Annotated in this window: 19 protein-coding genes; 9 read left to right on the top strand and 10 right to left on the bottom strand. The window is 64.5% G+C overall.

The window, feature by feature from the left end; all coding sequences use genetic code 11:
• Positions 1–35: 35 nt before the first annotated feature.
• Positions 36–989, bottom strand: a complete 954-nt coding sequence (locus G5C33_RS11720) for a hypothetical protein (protein WP_165327380.1) — start codon at positions 987–989, stop codon at positions 36–38.
• Between the two features lie 152 nt (positions 990–1,141).
• On the opposite strand from G5C33_RS11720, the gene fabD reads away from it, so the two are divergent.
• The 7 genes from fabD (at position 1,142) to mltG (ending at position 6,905) form a co-directional block, all read left to right on the top strand.
• Positions 1,142–2,077, top strand: a complete 936-nt coding sequence (gene fabD, locus G5C33_RS11715) for an ACP S-malonyltransferase (RefSeq protein ID WP_165327379.1) — start codon at positions 1,142–1,144, stop codon at positions 2,075–2,077.
• A gap of 22 nt (positions 2,078–2,099) precedes the next feature.
• Positions 2,100–2,837, top strand: coding sequence for a 3-oxoacyl-[acyl-carrier-protein] reductase (fabG, locus tag G5C33_RS11710; RefSeq protein WP_165327378.1), 738 nt, complete (start codon positions 2,100–2,102; stop codon positions 2,835–2,837).
• Between the two features lie 48 nt (positions 2,838–2,885).
• Positions 2,886–3,515 carry a hypothetical protein gene (locus tag G5C33_RS11705; protein WP_165327377.1) on the top strand — a complete coding sequence of 210 codons (630 nt, stop codon included), beginning with the start codon at positions 2,886–2,888 and terminating at the stop codon, positions 3,513–3,515.
• 45 nt (positions 3,516–3,560) lie between these two features.
• On the top strand, positions 3,561–4,157 hold the full coding sequence (locus G5C33_RS11700) for a hypothetical protein (protein ID WP_165327376.1): 597 nt from the start codon (positions 3,561–3,563) through the stop codon (positions 4,155–4,157).
• Positions 4,158–4,276: 119 nt separating this feature from the next.
• Positions 4,277–4,510 (top strand): acyl carrier protein, encoded by a 234-nt coding sequence (locus G5C33_RS11695; RefSeq protein ID WP_193504354.1) that lies wholly within the window; start codon positions 4,277–4,279, stop codon positions 4,508–4,510.
• A 132-nt stretch (positions 4,511–4,642) separates the two neighbouring features.
• Positions 4,643–5,902 (top strand): beta-ketoacyl-ACP synthase II, encoded by a 1,260-nt coding sequence (gene fabF / locus G5C33_RS11690; RefSeq protein ID WP_165327375.1) that lies wholly within the window; start codon positions 4,643–4,645, stop codon positions 5,900–5,902.
• Between the two features lie 31 nt (positions 5,903–5,933).
• A complete protein-coding gene (gene mltG / locus G5C33_RS11685; protein ID WP_165327374.1) occupies positions 5,934–6,905 on the top strand; it encodes an endolytic transglycosylase MltG in 972 nt (323 codons plus the stop codon).
• A 128-nt stretch (positions 6,906–7,033) separates the two neighbouring features.
• On the opposite strand, the gene eda is transcribed toward mltG, so the two are convergent.
• From eda to G5C33_RS11645, 8 genes are all read right to left on the bottom strand, one after another.
• The gene (gene eda, locus G5C33_RS11680) at positions 7,034–7,645 is read right to left on the bottom strand and encodes a bifunctional 4-hydroxy-2-oxoglutarate aldolase/2-dehydro-3-deoxy-phosphogluconate aldolase (RefSeq protein ID WP_165327373.1); all 612 of its coding nucleotides are present in this window, start codon (positions 7,643–7,645) and stop codon (positions 7,034–7,036) included.
• Positions 7,642–8,610 (bottom strand): glucokinase, encoded by a 969-nt coding sequence (glk, locus tag G5C33_RS11675; protein WP_165327372.1) that lies wholly within the window; start codon positions 8,608–8,610, stop codon positions 7,642–7,644. The genes eda and glk overlap by 4 nt, the downstream gene beginning before the upstream one ends.
• Positions 8,611–8,735: 125 nt before the next feature.
• The gene (gene edd / locus G5C33_RS11670; protein ID WP_165327371.1) at positions 8,736–10,559 is read right to left on the bottom strand and encodes a phosphogluconate dehydratase; all 1,824 of its coding nucleotides are present in this window, start codon (positions 10,557–10,559) and stop codon (positions 8,736–8,738) included.
• A 121-nt stretch (positions 10,560–10,680) separates the two neighbouring features.
• Positions 10,681–11,385, bottom strand: coding sequence for a 6-phosphogluconolactonase (gene pgl, locus G5C33_RS11665; protein ID WP_165327370.1), 705 nt, complete (start codon positions 11,383–11,385; stop codon positions 10,681–10,683).
• An 83-nt stretch (positions 11,386–11,468) separates the two neighbouring features.
• Positions 11,469–12,926, bottom strand: coding sequence for a glucose-6-phosphate dehydrogenase (gene zwf, locus G5C33_RS11660; RefSeq protein WP_165327369.1), 1,458 nt, complete (start codon positions 12,924–12,926; stop codon positions 11,469–11,471).
• A gap of 127 nt (positions 12,927–13,053) precedes the next feature.
• Positions 13,054–13,998 (bottom strand): N-acetyl-gamma-glutamyl-phosphate reductase, encoded by a 945-nt coding sequence (argC, locus tag G5C33_RS11655; RefSeq protein ID WP_165327368.1) that lies wholly within the window; start codon positions 13,996–13,998, stop codon positions 13,054–13,056.
• Positions 13,995–14,906, bottom strand: a complete 912-nt coding sequence (locus G5C33_RS11650) for a C40 family peptidase (RefSeq protein WP_165327367.1) — start codon at positions 14,904–14,906, stop codon at positions 13,995–13,997. The genes argC and G5C33_RS11650 overlap by 4 nt, the downstream gene beginning before the upstream one ends.
• Positions 14,836–15,198 (bottom strand): MarR family transcriptional regulator, encoded by a 363-nt coding sequence (locus tag G5C33_RS11645; RefSeq protein WP_165327366.1) that lies wholly within the window; start codon positions 15,196–15,198, stop codon positions 14,836–14,838. Before G5C33_RS11645 ends, G5C33_RS11650 begins: the two co-directional genes overlap by 71 nt.
• A 188-nt stretch (positions 15,199–15,386) precedes the next feature.
• On the opposite strand from G5C33_RS11645, the gene secG reads away from it, so the two are divergent.
• Positions 15,387–15,758 (top strand): preprotein translocase subunit SecG, encoded by a 372-nt coding sequence (gene secG, locus G5C33_RS11640; RefSeq protein WP_165328839.1) that lies wholly within the window; start codon positions 15,387–15,389, stop codon positions 15,756–15,758.
• An 83-nt stretch (positions 15,759–15,841) separates the two neighbouring features.
• Positions 15,842–17,473 (top strand): CTP synthase, encoded by a 1,632-nt coding sequence (locus G5C33_RS11635; RefSeq protein WP_165327365.1) that lies wholly within the window; start codon positions 15,842–15,844, stop codon positions 17,471–17,473.
• Between the two features lie 143 nt (positions 17,474–17,616).
• Here G5C33_RS11635 and G5C33_RS11630 read toward each other — a convergent pair whose 3' ends face one another.
• Positions 17,617–18,093 (bottom strand): Hsp20 family protein, encoded by a 477-nt coding sequence (locus G5C33_RS11630; RefSeq protein ID WP_165327364.1) that lies wholly within the window; start codon positions 18,091–18,093, stop codon positions 17,617–17,619.
• Between the last annotated feature and the right edge of the window lie 307 nt (positions 18,094–18,400).

The raw sequence follows: 18,400 nt of genomic DNA, 5'->3' as shown, positions 1-18,400 counted from the left end.
GCGCCACACCCTGAAATGCAAGCGGAAGCGCCGAATCAGGCGGCGGGCTGCTGCACGGTCTCGCCCTGGCGCGGGATCAGCGAAGCGCCGCTTTCGCCGCGCGGGTCATAGGGTTCGGGAATTTCGGGCGGCACCGGACGGACGATCGGGCGGCAATAGCCGGGGATGTCCCAGAATTCGATGCAGACGATCGCGTCGTGGTCGACATCGGCGCGCGCCCAGCCGGTTCCGCCGTCGGTAAGCGCGAATTCGCCATAGATCTGATAGCGGTCGTCGCGCTCGCGACCGCGATCGACTGCGGTCAGGCTGCCGGGAATATACTCGTCATATTCCCAGCTGAGCGAATCGAGCTCGATTGCGGCCTCGAAGCGTGTTTCGATCGGGCCGTTCCCGTCGAGTTGCGATTCGAGCAGTGCGATGCGGCGGCGCATCAAAATGGCTTCGCGGCGCAGTCGCTCGCGCTCGGCATAGTCGACCGTGCGAGTACCAACCGCTTCGAATGCGAGATGAATCTGGATGGCGGCATTGGGTACGCTCTGCACGCTGCCGACAAAGGCCTCGCTGTCGCAACGCCCCGACCAGACCGAACCGTCGGTAATGTCGAACAGGCGGCATTCCGCGCCCTGACGCCGACCGACGAGGCGGCTGTCGCGCAGCCCGCCGGTGCCGCGAAATTCGCCGCGCACCACTTCGCCTTCGAACTCGAGCGTCACTTCGAGGCTGCCGCCCACGGGGTCAGGACAGCCCTGATCGGGGCGGGGGCAGTCGGTGTTTCGCCTGCGCGGTTGATCTCCGGTGCTGCGCAGCACCGAAATGTCGCCGCTGTGATTGCCGAAATAATGGACCTTGCCTTCGAAGTCCGCGGGAAGGCCCTCGCCGGGCTGGCTGACCGGCAGACCTATCGGCTGCACCTGCTGCACTTGTTGCGCCTTTGCGGCGGAGAGTGTTGCGGCCAGCGCAATCAGTCCGCAGATCGAAAGCCGGAACATCGCAATCTCCTCCCTTTACGGCCGTTAACCATAACACCGGTGTTACGATGCTCCAATAAGCGGTTTGTGTCGCATCGGTTCCCCGGCAGCTTGCATCGCGCAGTGGAACGGTTCTAAGCGCCCGGCGCTTCAAGGAGCCGAGGAGACATCATATGCGCGCGTTCATCTTTCCCGGGCAGGGCAGCCAGGCCGTCGGTATGGGGACCGCCCTGACGGCAGCCAGCGGTGCGGCGCGCGAAGTGTTCGAGGAAGTCGACGACGCGCTCGGCGAAAAGCTTTCCAGGATCATGGCAGAAGGGCCCGAGGAAACACTCACGCTCACTGCCAATGCCCAGCCCGCGATCATGGCCAATTCGATCGCGGTACTGCGCGTGATGCAGCGCGAAGGTGGCTTTTCGCTGGCCGACAAGGGCGATTTCGTCGCCGGCCACAGCCTGGGCGAATATAGCGCGCTGTGCGCGGCGGAAGCGTTCGGACTCGGCGAGGCGGCGAAGCTGCTGCGGCTGCGCGGCGAAGCGATGCAGGCCGCCGTTCCGGTGGGTGTCGGCGCGATGGCGGCGCTGCTCGGCGCCGATATCGAAAAGGCGGGCAGGATCGCGGAGGCCGCGGCCGAAGGGCAGGTCTGCACGGTCGCCAATGACAATGATCCGACCCAGGTGGTGATTTCGGGGCATCGCGAGGCGATCGAACGCGCCGTGGCTATGGCGAAGGACATGGGCGCCAAGCGCGGCGTGCTGCTGCCGGTATCGGCACCGTTCCATTGCCCGCTGATGCAGCCCGCCGCCGACGCGATGGCGGCGGCGCTGGCGGACGCGGCGATTCAGGCGCCGCTGCTCCCGGTCTATGCCAATGTCACCGCCGCGCCGGTCGCCGATGCCGACACGATCCGCGGCCTGCTGGTCGATCAGGTGACCGGCATGGTGCGCTGGCGCGAATCGGTCGCTGCGATGGCGGCGGCGGGCGTCACTGAATTCGTCGAGCTGGGCGGCAAGGTGCTGACCGGCATGGTCAAGCGCATCGCGCCTGACGCGACGGCGACGAGCGTAACCTCGATGGATGACATTGAAGCGCTGATGAAGTCGCTTTGAACAGCAATTGAAGGAGAGCGTGATGTTTGATCTCACCGGTATGACTGCCCTTGTGACCGGCGCCAGCGGCGGCATCGGTTCGGCGATCGCGAAGGCACTGGCGGCGCAGGGGGCCCGGCTCGCGCTCTCGGGTTCGAATGTCGAGAAGCTGGAGGCATTCAAGGCCGAACTGGGCGGCGATCATGTCGCGCTCCCGTGCAACCTTTCGGATCCCGCGGCGGTCGATGCGCTCGTGCCGCAGGCAGTGGAGGCGCTCGGCAAGATCGACATCCTCGTCAACAACGCCGGCGTGACGCGCGACAATCTGGCGATGCGGATGAAGGACGACGAGTGGGATCAGGTGATCCGCGTCAATCTCGAAGCCGCTTTCCGTCTGGCGCGCGCCGCCGCCAAGCCGATGATGAAGGCGCGGCATGGCCGCATCATCTCGATCACGTCGGTCGTCGGCACGACCGGAAATCCCGGCCAGGCCAATTATGCCGCGTCCAAGGCGGGCCTTGTCGGCATGTCCAAGGCGCTGGCACAGGAGCTGGCGTCGCGCGGGATCACCGTGAACTGCGTCGCGCCGGGTTTCATCCGTTCGGCGATGACCGACGTGCTGCCCGATGCGCAGAAGGAAGCGCTGCTGACCAAAATTCCCGCCGGCAAGCTGGGCGAGGGCGAGGATATCGGCGCGGCGGTCGTCTATCTCGCCAGCCGCGAAGCCGGATATGTCACCGGACAGACGCTGCACGTGAACGGCGGGATGGCAATGATCTGATTGCTGATCTAGATTTAGGTTCAGTTGTTCTCGGAGATTCGGTTTCTCATGCGCAACGCGCTTCTTTTCGCGGCGACTCTGTGCGCCTTTTCTTCTGCGCCTGCGCTCGCGCAGTCGGATACGCAGGTGCGTGAAACGATCGGCGAATCGGTTGGCGACGCGACCGGGCGTATCGGTGCGTTGACTCCGGTGTCGTGCGTTGGCGCCAGCATTCCGCCGAGTACCGATCGCGACGCGCTGTTCGCGCTCGTTCGGAAGAATTTCACGCCGGAAACAGACGAGGAGCAGCGTGCGATGCGCGCAGTCGGCGCCGCACTGCAATCCTGCCGCGGCCGGTTCGGATGGGGCGATGCGCGCCAGAACGCGGCGCTTGCCTATTTTCGGGGCGGTTTGATTCGCGAGCAGGCGGCGAGCCGTCTCGTCGATTATGGCGTTACCGTCGATCAGTTCGAAGCTGCGCTCGAGGCGCTTTCCGATGCCGATCGCCAGCGACTGATCGACGAAGCCGTTACCAGCGGATCGGCGATGACCGCCGCGGCGCGTGCGCTGGAATCGCAGGGCGCGGCCTTCGGCGCGCCGCAGGGCGAGGAGCTTCAGCGCATCGGCCAGGCGATCGGGCAGGGCCTGATCGGAGAACTCGCGACGAATCAGGCGGAACAGGCCTATCGTGGGCACTGATCGTCATGTTGCCCAATCAGGACTGAAATTCGGAGAGAGATTGTCATGCGTTTCCTCATGATCACCGCAGCGGCGCTGATGACCGCGACTTCGCCTGCATTCGCCCAGGATGCCGATACCGCCCGCCAGGCGACCGAGGCCGAGGCGCGAAAGGACGGCCCGGTCGGGTGTATCGGCGGCGCCGTGCCGCGTACCGTGGACCGCGACGTGCTGACCGCGCTGGTACTCAAGGGCTTTGAGGCCGAAAACAACGAAGAGAAAAGCGCGTATAACGCAGTCAGCCGCGCGATCGCCAATTGTCGCGGCCGCTTTGGCTGGGGCGATGCGCGGCAGGCGGTGGCGGTCAACTATTTTCGTGGCAGCACGCTGCGCGGCAACGCCGCCTACAAGCTGCGCGACTATGGCGTCGAATGGCATTATTTCATCGCTGCCGTGGAAGCGATGCCCCAGGAGGATCGCGACCTGCTGATGAACCAGGGATCGATCAGCGCGGCGGCGCTGACGGCCGCGATCGAAGCCATCGATGCCCAGGGGGCCACGCTGGGCGCGGCCGAACCGGATGCTTCGCAGGAAATCGCTTCGGCGCTTGCACAGGGGCTGGCCGGAACGATCATCGTCAATCAAGCGATTGACGCATACTGAGCAGGGTTCCTCCGGCGCCGGGAAAATGCGCGCCGGAACACTTGCCAGCGCATCGACAGCGCTCTAGGTGCGTGGATCGAAATTTTGACCCAGAGCCATAGAAGAGGAATACAGGGATCATGAGCACCGCGGATCGTGTGACCAAGATCGTCAGCGAGCATCTCGGCGTCCAGGAATCGGACGTCACGCCGGAAGCCAGCTTCATCGACGATCTGGGCGCCGACAGCCTCGACATCGTTGAACTCGTCATGGCTTTCGAAGAAGAATTCGGCGTCGAGATCCCCGATGACGCTGCAGAGAAGATCACGACCGTCAAGGACGCGATCACCTATATCGACGAACATCAGGGCTGAACCTGCGCTGCGGAGCTTTCCGCATGCCCAAGGTCGGAACAGCACGCGCGGCTTCCCGTCCCGGGGTTGAAACTACGGGGGCGGGGAGCCGTTTTGCGCTGAGTCGCATTGAATGAAGTACGGAGAAGGATCATGCGTCGCGTAGTCGTGACCGGCCTGGGACTCGTCACTCCGCTGGGGGGTGATGTCGAAACCAGCTGGAAGAATATCACCGCCGCCAAATCCGGTGCGGGGACGATCACCCGGTTCGACGCCACCGATTTTCACAGCAACTATGCCTGTGAAGTGAAGCCGGCCGACCATGAATATGGCTTCGATGCGGGCAAGCGTGTCGATCACAAGATTCAGCGTCAGGTCGATCCCTTCATCGTCTACGGCATCGATGCCGCGGGCCAGGCGATCGAGGATGCCGGCCTGCTCGACATGACCGAGGAAGAGCGTTTCCGCGCGGGCTGCTCGATCGGTTCGGGCATCGGCGGACTGCCGGGGATCGAAAGCGAGTCGCTGGTTCTCGAGCACAAGGGTCCCAAGCGGGTTTCGCCGCACTTCGTTCACGGCCGTCTGATCAACCTGATCTCGGGCCAGGTTTCGATCAAATACGGCCTGATGGGCCCCAATCATGCGGTCGTGACGGCGTGTTCGACCGGCGCCCATTCGATCGGCGACGCCGCGCGGATGATCGCGATGGACGATGCCGATGTGATGCTCGCGGGCGGGGCAGAAAGCACCATCTGCCCGATCGGCATTGCCGGTTTTGGTCAGGCGCGCGCGCTTTCCACCGGATTCCGCGATGATCCCACCAAGGCCAGCCGCCCCTGGGACGAGGGCCGCGACGGTTTCGTCATGGGCGAAGGCGCAGGCGTGGTCGTTCTCGAGGAATATGAGCGGGCCAAGGCGCGCGGCGCGACGATCTATGCCGAAGTGCTCGGCTATGGCCTGTCGGGCGATGCCTATCACGTTACCGCGCCGCATCCCGAAGGATCGGGTGCGTTCCGTTCGATGCAGATGGCGATGAAGAAGTCGGGGCTGAGCCTTTCCGACATCGACTATGTCAACGCGCACGGCACTTCGACGCCGCTCGGTGACGAGCTCGAGCTGGGCGCGGTGCGCCGGCTGTTCGGGGACGAGATTTCGGGCATGTCGATGAGTTCGACCAAGTCGGCGATCGGGCACCTTCTCGGCGGCGCGGGCGCGGTCGAGAGCATTTTCTGCATTCTCGCGATGCGCGACCAGATCGTTCCGCCGACGCTCAACCTCGACAATCCGAGCGAGAATTGCGCGGGCGTCGATCTCGTCCCGCACAAGGCGAAGGAACGCAAGGTGAAGGCGGTGCTCAACAACAGCTTCGGCTTCGGCGGCACCAATGCCTCGCTGGTGATGGCGGCGGTCTGATCACACGGGACAGGCCGGAAAGGGGCTGAATATGCGTCGGCTTTTCGGTTGTTTCGGCCTGCTGGTGATCCTCGCACTGATCGGCGGAGGCGTCTGGGTCGTACGCGACTGGGGCGCCGCCGGTCCCGCAGAGCAGAATGTCACGGTGGTCGTGCCGAACGGGGCGAGCCTTTCGACTGCCGCCGGGCAACTCGAAGAGGCAGGTGCGATCCGCAATGCCCGCTGGTTCGTCATCCTGTCGCGCATCTTCGGCGGCGATGCGCATATCAAGGCTGGCGAATATCGCTTTCCCGCGCACCTCAGCCAGTCCGACATCCTCAAGACGATGCAGGGCGGCGACACGCTGCAGCGCTTCGTCACCATTCCCGAAGGCATGCCCTCGGTGCTTGTGCATGAGGCGCTGATGAAGGCGCCCTATCTGACCGGCGAAATCGACATTCCGGTGGAGGGCACGATCCTGCCCGACAGCTATGCCTATACGCGCGGCGATACGCGGCAGAGTGTGGTCGACCGGATGCAGAAGGCGATGGCCGAGTATCTCGCCGCGGCATGGGAGCGGCGCAAACCCGGGATCGCGGTTGATACGCCACGTGACGCGCTGATCGTCGCTTCGATCGTCGAGAAGGAAACGAGCAAGCCCGAGGAACGGCGGACAGTCGCGGCGGTCTATTCGAACCGCCTCAAGCGCGGAATGATGCTGCAGGCCGATCCGACGATCATCTATCCCATCACCAAGGGCAAGCCGCTCGGCCGCCGCATCCTGCGCTCCGAGCTGGAAGCGAAGAACGATTACAACACCTATACGATGACGGGCCTCCCGGCGGGGCCGATCGCCAATCCGGGGCGCGAATCGATCGACGCTGTGCTCGACCCGGCGGATTCGAACGCACTCTATTTCGTCGCCGACGGCACCGGCGGACATGTGTTTTCCGAAACGCTCGAACAGCACAATGCCAATGTGCAGAAATGGTATGCGATCCGGCGTTCGCGGGGTGAGATGTAGGGGCGGCGTCAGAATCTTCTTCTTTGTCATGCAGAACTTGTTTCAGCATCCACGGTGCAACAAGCGAGGACTGCGCCCTTGGCACGGTGGACCCTGAAACAGGCTCAGGGTGACGAAAGCTGTGACTGTCAGCCCTTCTGCCCCGCCGCTTCCCGTGCAATCCGCTCCACATCCTCCATCGACGCGCCCTTGGGCGTCACCCAGCTGCCGCCGACGCATAGCACGCGGTCGAACGCGAGCCATTCGGGCGCGGTCGCCGCGCTGATGCCGCCGGTGGGGCAGAATTTCGCCTGATAGAAGGGGCCGGCGAGCGCCTTGAGCGCCTTCAATCCGCCGGCGGCTTCGGCCGGGAAAAATTTGAAATGTTCGAGCCCGAGTTCGAGGCCGAGCATGATGTCCGAGGCATTGGCGGTGCCCGGCAGCAGCGGCATTTCGGCTTCGAGGATCGGTTTCGCCAGGCGTTCGGTGAGCCCCGGCGAGACGATGAATTCGGCGCCGACATCCGCCACCTGCCGAAACTGCGCCTCGTTGATCACTGTGCCGGCGCCGACGATCGCACCGTCGACCTTCTTCATTTCCGCCATCGCCTCGATCGCGGCGCCGGTGCGCATCGTCACTTCGAGTACCTTGAGCCCGCCCTTCACCAGCGCCTCGGCGAGCGGGCGGGCAGCAGCTGCGTCCTCGATCACCAGCACCGGGATCACCGGGCTCGTCCGCATGATCGTTTCGATCGGTTTCATTGCGTGTGCTCCTGCGCATAGGCCGCCGCCGCGCCGTAGAGGCCCGGCTCGGGATAAGTGATCAGCTTGACCGGTATCGAGGCCATCAGCGACTGGAAGCGCCCCTTGGCAGTGAAACGCTGCGCAAAGCCCGAATTGACGAGATGGTCCTTGAGCCGCAGCCCGAGCCCGCCGGCGATCACCACGCCGGTCGGCCCGTGCGAGAGCGCAAGATCGCCCGCCACGGCGCCGAGGCTGAGGCAGAAGCGATCGAGCGCGGCGACGGCGAGGCTGTCCTTGCCTTCGAGCGCCATCGTCCACAGCGTCTTGTCGTCGCGGCTGGCGACGGCATGCCCCTCCAGATCGGCCAGCGTTTCATAGATGCCGACGATGCCCGGCCCCGACACGATCCGTTCGACCGAGACGCGCGTATAGGTCTTGCGCAGCCGCTTGACGATCGCGTCCTCGATTCCGTCGAGCGGGGCGAAATCGGTGTGACCGCCTTCGGTGGCGATGATCTCATATCCCTTGCCGTGGCGGACGACCTGCGCGACGCCGAGGCCGGTGCCGGGGCCGCATACGGTGATCGCACCTTCGGTGGGCAGCGGCGTTTCGGGGCCGCAGAGATATTCGAAATCATCGTCGGGAAGCTGGGCCACGGCATGGCCGACCGCGGCGAAATCATTGACCATCACATAGCTGTCGACTTCGAGCCGCTCCTTCACCAGCGAAGGGCGGATGATCCACGGATTGTTGGTAAGTTTGATCAGGTCGCCCTTGATCGGCGAGGCCACGGCGATTCCCGTCGCGCGGGGCAGGGGACGACCGACTGCGCGTCCGAACGCCTGCCACGCGAGCTGGAGGCTGCCATGTTCGGCGGTCTTGAGCTTCACGTTCTCGCCAAGCGAAACGACCTTGCCGTTCTCGACTTCGGCGATCGCGAAACGGGCATGGGTGCCCCCGATATCGACTGCTACGACTTCCAACGTATCCAGATCCTCTCCGAACCGTTCGCGCTGAGCCTGTCGAAGCGCCGTTCTTCCTTCCGAGGCCGAAAGAAGAAGGACAGGGCTTCGACAGGCTCAGCCCCAACGGATTATTCTACCCAATCCTACAACCCGGCTCCCGCCAGCACCGCCGAGGCGCCGCGCTCGGCTTCGTCCGCCAGGTGCCGCATCATGCCGAACAGTTCGCGGCCCGTGCCGATCGCCGGAGGCGGGGCGGGGGCGAGGTTGCGGCTTTCCCACTCGGCGGCGTCGACCAATGCTTCCAGCGTGCCTGCTTCGGCATCGAGCCGGACGATGTCGCCGTCACGCAGCTTGGCGAGCGGGCCGCCGGCGACGCCTTCGGGCGTGACATGGATCGCGGCGGGCACCTTGCCGCTCGCGCCGGACATGCGGCCGTCGGTCACCAGCGCGACCTTGTATCCGCGATTCTGGAGGACGCCGAGCGGCGGGGTGAGCTTGTGCAGTTCGGGCATGCCGTTCGCCTTGGGCCCCTGAAAGCGGCAGACGACGATCACGTCCCTGTCCAGCTCGCCGGCCTTGAACGCCGCCTGCACTTCGGCCTGGTCGGAAAAGACGCGGCACGGCGCCTCGACGATCCAGCGTTCGCGCTCGACTGCCGAGACCTTGATGCAGCCGCGCCCGAGATTGCCCGCGAGGATGCGGAAGCCGCCCTCGGGCGAAAAGGGCGCGTCGAGCGTGCGGACGATGCTGTCGTCGCCACTCTTTTCGGGCAGGTCGTTCCAGACGAGCGTGTCGTCCTCGACTGCCGGCTTGCGGCCGTAATCGGCCATGCCGCCGGGCGCGACGGTAAGGACGTCGCCATGCATCAGCCCGCCGTTCAGCAGTTCGCGGATGACAAAGGCGGGGCCGCCCGCTTCCTCGAACGCGTTCACGTCCGCCGATCCGTTGGGATAGACGCGGGTGAGCAGCGGGATAACACGCGAGAGCCGGTCGAAATCCTCCCAGTCGATCACGATCCCCGCCGCGCGCGCGATTGCGGGCAAATGGATCAGGTGATTGGTCGATCCACCGGTCGCGAGCAGCGCGATCGCGGCGTTGACGATCGCCTTTTCGTCGACGCAGCGGCCGAGCGGGCGATAATCATTGCCGTTCCAGCCCAGTTCCGCGAGCCGGTGGACGGCGGCGCGCGTCAGCTGCTGGCGCAGCTTGCCCTGCGGGTTTGCAAATGCGGAAGCGGGGATATGCAGACCCATCGCCTCCATCATCATCTGGTTCGAATTGGCCGTGCCGTAGAAAGTGCATGTCCCCTTGCCGTGATAGGCGGCGATTTCGGCGTCGAGCAGCTCCTCGCGGCTCGCCTTGCCCTCGGCATAGAGCTCGCGGACGCGCGCCTTTTCCTTGTTGGCGAGGCCCGAATGCATGGGCCCGCCGGGGATGAGCAGCATCGGCAGATGGCCGAAGCGCAGCGCGCCGATCAGCAGCCCCGGCACGATCTTGTCGCAAATGCCGAGCAGTGCCGCGCCTTCGAACGTGCGGTGGCTCAGCGCCACGGCGGTCGACATCGCGATCGTGTCGCGGCTGAACAGCGACAGCTCCATGCCCGAATAGCCCTGCGTCACGCCGTCGCACATCGCGGGGACACCGCCCGCAACCTGCGCGGTCGCGCCGACTTCCATCGCCCAGATCTTCATCTGCTCGGGGTAGCGATAGTAGGTCGCATGCGCCGAAAGCATGTCGTTATAGGCGGTGACGATGCCGATATTCATGCCGCGCCCGTCGCGCAGCTTGTCGCGCTGTTCGTCGGTGCCGGCATAGGCATGGGCAAGATTGGCGCAGCCCAGCTTGGGGCGATCGGCGCCGCTGTCGCGCTCGCGCTGGATCAGGTCGAGATAGGCCTGACGCCCGTTGCGCGAACGTTCGATCATGCGATCGGTGACGGCGGCGATTTCGGAGTGGAGGGTTGCCATTCTGACTACTTTCGTCCGTTCGCACTGAGCCTGTCGAAGTGCGGTTCTGCCTTCCCGCAACGCTCAGAAGAAAAGAGCAGGGCTTCGACAAGCTCAGCCCAAACGGAGCGAGGTGGGTGCATCACGCGCTCCAGTGGATGTCGACCGGCAGTTCGGCCTCCGCCAGCACGCGACCGATGGGGTAGGGCGAAGATACGCCCTCCGCGATCGCGGCTTCCAGAACCTCGCGTTTCTTGGCGCCGCTCACGGCGATCATCAGCGCCTTGGCCGACTTGATCGCTTCGAGCGAAAGCGTGACGCGCGGCACGGGGGCTTCGGGCGGCAGCGGATCGGGCATGACGCCCAGCGCGCGGCGTTCCTTGGGGCCGGTCAGCGCTTCTTCCAGATCGGGCCCGGGAAAGATCGAGGCAGTATGCCCGTCCGCGCCCACGCCGAGCAGGCACAGGTCGAGCGGCCAGTGCACGTCCTGAAGCCGGGCATCGGCGGCGCGCCCCGCTGCCTTGTAATCCTCGGCTGCCTCGCTGGTGATCGGGATCACGCGGGCGCCGAGCGGAATGAACTGTTTGCCGATGATCGTGACGTTGGAACGCTCATCGCCCATCGGCACCAGCCGGTCGTCGGTCGGCACGATCGTAACGCGCTTCCAGTCGATCTTCTTCTCGGCGAGCTTTTCGTAGATGGGCAGGGGAGTCTTGCCGCCGGGCAACGCGATCACGCAATTGCCGCGCGTATCGATCGCGCTTTCGATGATGAAACCGACATCGCCGGCCACTTCGCCCGCCATCTCGTCGGCATTGTCATATTCCCACCATTCGATCTCGGTCATGCAATCTCCATCGGCACGGGATCAGTGCCCATACCCTGTTGTTACCAGTGCGCGCCGCCAAGGTTCCCTGCGGCGCGGCGTCTTCATTCGTGCCAGGTCACGCCATCGCGTTCGGTCAGTGCGATCGCCGCCGACGGGCCCCAGCTTCCCGAGGAATAGGGCTTGGGTTTCACGCCGTTGGCTTTCCAGCCTTCGCGGACCGCATCGATCCAGGCCCATTGTGCTTCCACTTCGTCGCGCCGGACGAACAGTGTCGGGTCGCCTTCGATCAGGTCGAGCAGCAATCGTTCATAGGCGATGCGCCGCTGAGTCCCCGCGAATTCGGTGTCGAGCGAGAGGTTGAGCGGCACTTCGCGCAGGCGGATGCCTTCGCGATCGAGGCCGGGCTGCTTGGCCATCACCAGCAGGCGGACATATTCCTCCGGCTGCAATCGGATGACCAGTGCATTGGGCTGAAGCATACCGCCGCGTTCGGCGAAAATCGAATGCGGCACGGGCTTGAACTGGATGACGATCTCGCTGCGGCGCTCGGCCATGCGCTTGCCGGTGCGCAGATAGAAAGGCACGCCCTGCCAGCGCCAATTGTCGACATGCGCCTTGAGCGCGACGAAGGTTTCGGTGTCGGAAACCTGCTCCAGCTCTTCGTCATAGCCGCGCACGATCTTTCCCGCGACGGCCCCCGCGCCATATTGGCCGAGCACGGTGTGATGACCGACATCCTCGGCCGCGATGGTGCGCAGCGATCGCAGTACCTTCACCTTCTCGTCGCGGATCGAGGTGCCGTCGAAATGCGCGGGCGGCTCCATCGCGATCAGCGAGACGAGCTGGAGCATGTGGTTCTGCACCATGTCGCGCAGCGCGCCGACTTCGTCATAATAGCCTGCGCGGCCTTCGAGCCCGACCGTTTCCGAAATGGTGATCTGGACATTGTCGATCCCGCGCGCGTTCCAGACAGGCTCGAACAGCGAATTGCCGAAGCGCAGCGCAAGGATGTTTTGGACGGTTTCCTTGCCCAGATAATGGTCGATGCGGAAGGTCCGTTCCTCGGGAAAGGCATCGGCGACGATGTCGTTGATCTCGCAGCTGGTCTGCAAGTCCTTGCCGAGCGGTTTTTCCAGTCCGATACGGACCTTGTCGGTCGCAAGGCCCGCCCCCTGCAGCCCCTTGATGGTGGGGCCGAACAGCCAGGGCGCGGTTGAAAGGAAGATGGCGAGGCCGCCCGAAATGTCGCCAAGCCCCTCGGCGAGCGCGTCATAGCCGTGCTGCGAGGAGGCATCGAGCGCATGGTAGTGCAGCCGCTCGAGGAACGCCGCGACATTGTCTTCCGTCATACGATCGGCGGGGGCGAACTCCTCGAGCGCTTCGGCGGCGAAATCGCGAAAGCCCGCATCGTCATATTCCGAACGGGCGGTGCCGGTGATGGTCAGTTGATCGGGAAGCAGCCCGTCGGAATGAAGGCCGAAGAGCGATGGAATGAGCATGCGGCGCGAAAGGTCGCCGGTCGCGCCGAACAGCAACAGTTTCTCGACGGGCTGGGCCATGTGGCTCCTTCAGATTGGGATGGTCAGGCCGGAACGATCGCCCCTGCGATACGGATGCCAAAAGCACGAGACAAGCGCCGCCGCGCACGAACGCCGATTCTTTTCGCGTTCGCCGCGCGGGGAAGGGTCAGAGTGTCAGCCCGGCGGTGGGATCGAGTCCGGCCATGATGTTGAGATTCTGCACGGCCGCGCCGCCGGCGCCCTTGCCCAGATTGTCATAGGTCGCGACGAGCCGGGCCTGCCCGCTCTCGGCATTGGCGAAAACGCGCAGAGTCAGCCGGTCGCTGCCGGCATCCTCCTCGATCCGCACCGCGCCGGTGTCGGCGGTGGGCAGGACGCGCACGACCGGTGAATCGCGATAGGCTTCCTGGAGCGCGGCTTCGATCGCGGCCGGTGCGGGTTTGCGCGGCAGCGCCATCAGCGGCAGCGGCACTTCGGAAAGCATGCCGCGGATCACTCGGGCGACCGCTGGCTGAAAGATCGGCGGCTGCGCGATGCGCGCGTGTTTCTGCATTTCCGGCAGATGCTTGTGTGCAAGGCCGAGCCCATAGGCGCGATAGGCGGTATCGGTGTAATTCTCCGCGGATTCGTCCTCGAACTCGGCGATCATGCTGCGGCCGCCGCCCGAATAGCCCGATGCGCCCGAATAGGAGAGCGGCCAGTCATGCGGGACGAGCCCGGCGCGCACCAGCGGGCGCACGAGCGCCAGAAAACCTGTGGGCCAGCACCCCGGATTGCTGACCCGCTTCGCTTCGGCGATTGCGGCCGCCTGGCCCGGCTCGAGCTCGGCCATGCCATATGTCCAGCCGTCGGCGACGCGGTGCGCCGACGATGCGTCGATAACTCGGGTGCGATCGTTGGTGATCAGCGAAACCGCCTCGCGCGCGGCATCGTCAGGAAGGCACAGAATGACGAAATCCGCGTCGTTCAGGATTCCGGCGCGTTTGGCCGGGTCCTTGCGGTCCTTGTCGGCGAGCGTCAGCAGTTCGATCTCGCTGCGCGGGGCAAGCCGCTCGCGGATTTCGAGTCCCGTGGTGCCTGCAGCGCCGTCGATGAAGAGCCTTACTGTCATGCCGGCCGCCTGCGGGCGAGGATCTCACCATAGCCGCCCTGCGCGACGATCTGTTGCAACGGCGCCTGTTTGACTGCCTCGGCGTCGGCATGAATGGCGGTTTCGCCGTCGACCATGATCGCGACATGATCGTCGAAATACACCAGATCGCCGCGCCGAAGCGCCTCGCCTTGCGCCACGTCCCTGCCCAGGTCGCTCCGCTGGAGCCCGCAGAAGCGTGGCGCCTGAATGCCCGCCAGCGCAAGCGACAGAAAGACCAGGCCGGTGCTGTCCACTCCGGCACCAGAACGTCCGCCGGGCACGGTCGGCACGCCTATCAGGCCTTCGGCGATCGCTACGAAGTCGTTTGCCGGTTCGTCGATCGGCCGACACGCTTCAGCCAGGACATATCCTCCCGAAATCGCGCGCAACGCGCCGTCGCCGGAAGCGGCGATGCGGGAGCCCATCGGCAGTCGCGCAATCACCGGCGCATGCGGATCGGCCTCGCCGCGAACCTCGGCCACCGGCACCACGACGATATGATCGGAATCGATCGGTTCGCCCAGGGCTTCGGCCGTTACATAGCCGACGACTCCATCGACGGTGCTGACGCCCCACGCATAGTCGCTGGCAAGCTCGAGAATCTCGAAGGTTTCGCCAGCGAGAACTTCGGAAAGCACCGGCGCGTTGTCGGCGCGTCCCGCACGGATCGGCGCGGCGTGGCGTGCGCTGCCTTGTTGCGCGCGTGCGTAGTGGGGCGCGAAAATGCGCCCCGCCAGACGGATGTCGGCAAGGTCCCGGCGAACGGCGTCTATACGAGGATCGGCTTGCCAGGAACGGCCCTGGAGCGCGAAACGACTACGCGGTGCCTCTTCCGGCAACGGCATCGTCGAGCGCGTCGCCAGCGAGGAAATGCCCGAATTCTGCAAGAAAATCTGCCCCTTCAGCGGTACGCGCGACGAAGATGTTGCGTTTGTCGGTGTCGTCGCGCTGTCGGCGGAGATAGCCGAGCGCGCCCAGCCTGTTCAAGGCGCGCGTAACGACCGGTTTGGAAACGTTGAGCGACCGTGCCAGACCGCGCACCGTATGGGGCCCTTGTTCGAGATAGACAAGCAGCAACAACGCCATCTGGCGATTGGTGAGATCGGGTTCGCCGGATCGGACATAGCCGACCAGTGTGTTCTTCCAGCTGGATAGCGATTGCTCTGATAAGGCGTTCACGGCTCATACTCTATGATGGTTACGGGACCCGTCACGATGCGAGTCGATTGGGCCTACAACGCTCCCGGACGCGGTAGGTTTCAGTGCGGCGGCGGAATGTTCCGCATCCGTGTCTTTCGAACGGTTGATCGACGCGGCGCGCTCGCCTATGTCGCGCCTTTCCTTCCAAGGGTCCGTCTTCCGTTATGCTGTTCACTTTCCTGCTCGTGGTTCAGGCCATCATCGGCGCATTGCTCGTCACGGTGATTCTCATGCAGCGCTCGGAAGGTGGCGGACTCACCTCGGGTGGCGGCAGCCCGGGAGGACTGATGTCGGCCCGCGGCGCTTCGGACTTTCTGACGCGCTCGACCGCTGTGCTCGCGACGCTCTTCATCGCGATGAGCATCCTGCTCGCCGTGCTGGCCGCCACGCGCAGCAGTTCGACGATCGACACCAGCTTGGCCCGCGATCCCGCACCGGTGCAGGCGCCCGCGACGCAGCCCGACCAAGCCGCGCCGCCCGTGGTGGATCAGGCACCGGCCAATGCCGGCGAGGAAGCGGATATTCCGCTCGCGCAGTAACGCGCTACCCACAGCTTTTTTTGGCGGCGCCCTGATTCGGGCGCTTGCCGTTCATGTCTATCTGGGGCTAGGCCGTTCTTCCCATGGCGCGGTATATATTCATCACCGGCGGCGTGGTCTCCTCGCTCGGCAAGGGTCTTATGGCGGCAAGCCTCGCGGCGCTGCTGCAGGCGCGCGGCTATCGCGTGCGCATTCGCAAGTTCGACCCCTATCTGAACGTCGATCCCGGGACCATGTCGCCCTATCAGCACGGCGAAGTCTACGTCACCGATGACGGGGCGGAGACCGACCTTGATCTTGGCCATTACGAGCGGTTCACCGGCGTGGCTTCGCGCCAGTCGGACAACATCACCTCGGGACGGATCTACAAGACGATCATCGAGCGCGAGCGGCGCGGCGACTATCTGGGCGCCACCGTCCAGGTGATTCCGCACGTCACGGACGCGATCAAGGCATTCGCGACGGCCGATACCGAGGATCTCGATTTCGTGCTGTGCGAGATCGGCGGCACGGTGGGCGACATCGAGTCGCTGCCGTTCATCGAGGCGATCCGTCAGTTGCGCAACGAACTGGGCCGCGGCCAGTCGATCAGCGTGCACGTGACTCTGGTCCCCTATATCGCGGCTGCCGGCGAGCTGAAGACCAAGCCGACCCAGCATTCGGTGCGCGAACTCGCGTCGCTCGGCGTGCAGCCCGATGTGCTCGTCTGCCGCTGCGAACAGCCCTTGCCCGACAGCGAACGCGCCAAGATCGCGCTGTTCTGCAACGTGCGCAAGGAAGCGGTGATCCCGGCGCTCGATGCGTCGAGCATCTATGCCGTGCCGCTTCAGTATCATGGTGAAGGGCTAGACGGCGAAGTGCTCAATGCCTTCGGCATGGCGCATGAAGGTTCGCCGCGGCTCAACCGCTGGACTGAAATCGTCGAACGGCTCGAAAATCCCGAAGGCGAAGTGACGATCGGTGTCGTCGGCAAATATGTCGGCCTGCCCGATGCGTATAAATCGCTGCACGAGGCGCTGGTGCACGGCGGCATCGCCAATCGCGTCAAGGTAAATGTCCGCTGGCTCGACGCCGAATTGTTCGAGAAGGACGAGGCGGAAATCGCTGCGCAGCTCGAGCCGATGCACGGCATTCTCGTGCCGGGCGGCTTCGGCGAGCGCGGCAGCGAGGGCAAGATCAAGAGTGTGGGCTTTGCGCGCGAGCGTGGCGTGCCCTTTTTCGGCATCTGCCTGGGCATGCAGATGGCCTGTATCGAAGCCGCGCGCGGGCAGGGGCTCGATGCCGCCTCCACCACGGAGTTCGGCCCCACCGACGAACCGATCGTCGGCCTGATCACCGAATGGATGACATCCGAAGGCCTTCAGAAGCGTGAGGAGGGCGGCGACCTGGGCGGCACGATGCGGCTCGGCGCCTATCCCGCCAGCCTGGCCGGCAATAGCGTGGTCGGTTCGATCTATGGCAGCGATGCGATCAGCGAACGTCATCGCCACCGCTATGAAGTGAACACCGGCTATCGCGAGACGCTGGAAAAGAACGGCCTCGTTTTCTCCGGTATGTCGCCTGATGGCGCGCTGCCCGAAATCGTGGAGCGCCCCGACCATCCCTGGTTTATCGGGGTCCAGTTCCACCCGGAGCTGAAATCCAAACCCTTCGATCCCCATCCGCTGTTCGCCAGCTTTATCGAGGCGGCCGTGAAGCAAAGCCGTCTGGTCTGATCGAACATCCCGGGCTTTCGCGGTTCGGGTATGGCGTTTTTGCAGCGCTGACTGACCAAGCAAAAGGCGCCCGGACAATGGTCCGGGCGCCCCTGCTGCGACGCCCAAAGGGAGAAAGACGTCGCAAGCCGTAGTTTGCGAATTCAGGCGGCGTTCGCTGCCTTGTGCTCGATCGAGGGCTGCGAGTCGCCGGAATTCACTGCGATCTTCTTCGGTTTCATAGTCTCCGGCACTTCGCGAACCAGGTCAATGGTCAGTAGACCGTCGGCCAGATCGGCGCTTTCCACCCGCACGAAATCGGCGAGTTCGAAGCGGCGTTCGAAGCTTCGGTTTGCGATGCCGACATGCAGGAAGGCGCTGTCATTTGCTTCCCTCGGCTCACTTTCCTGCTTCTTGCCGGCGACTGTCAGCAAGTTCTGCTGCGCGGTGATGTCGATCTCGTCGCTCTTGAATCCGGCAACGGCGATCGTGATGCGATAGTGATCCTCGGCGAGCCGTTCGAGATTGAACGGCGGATAATTCTCGTTGTTCGCCTGGCGCGCGCTTGCTTCGAGCATGTCGAAGAGGCGATCGAAGCCGATTGCAGAACGACGGAAGGGGGTAAAATCGAACTGACGCATGTTTCAAATCCTCCAATGAGCAAAATGCTTACGTCTTTCGGCACCCGGAACGCCGCGATGCCGATATCTGCACGGCCCCGCAGGCGCCGTACAAAATGGATTTGTGTGGTCCCGCCGGTAATTCAAGAGGTTCGGTATGGCCCCGATGCGGAAATTCGACGCTTCCGGCCCGGCAAATCGCCGCGTTCTCGCGGAGCGGGCTTGCGATTCGGATCGCAGCGTCGGACAACTATGCCCTTCAACGGCCGGAAACGCGAAACGCCCGGGCCGTTTCCAGCCCGGGCGCCTGCGTGACGATCGCTCGTCA

Origin of the sequence: Sphingosinithalassobacter tenebrarum, from assembly GCF_011057975.1 — a bacterium.
In the GTDB taxonomy this organism is placed as follows: domain Bacteria; phylum Pseudomonadota; class Alphaproteobacteria; order Sphingomonadales; family Sphingomonadaceae; genus Sphingomonas; species Sphingomonas tenebrarum.
The sequence above is the reverse complement of the archived record's forward strand: the minus strand, read 5'-3'. Positions and strand labels throughout refer to the sequence as shown.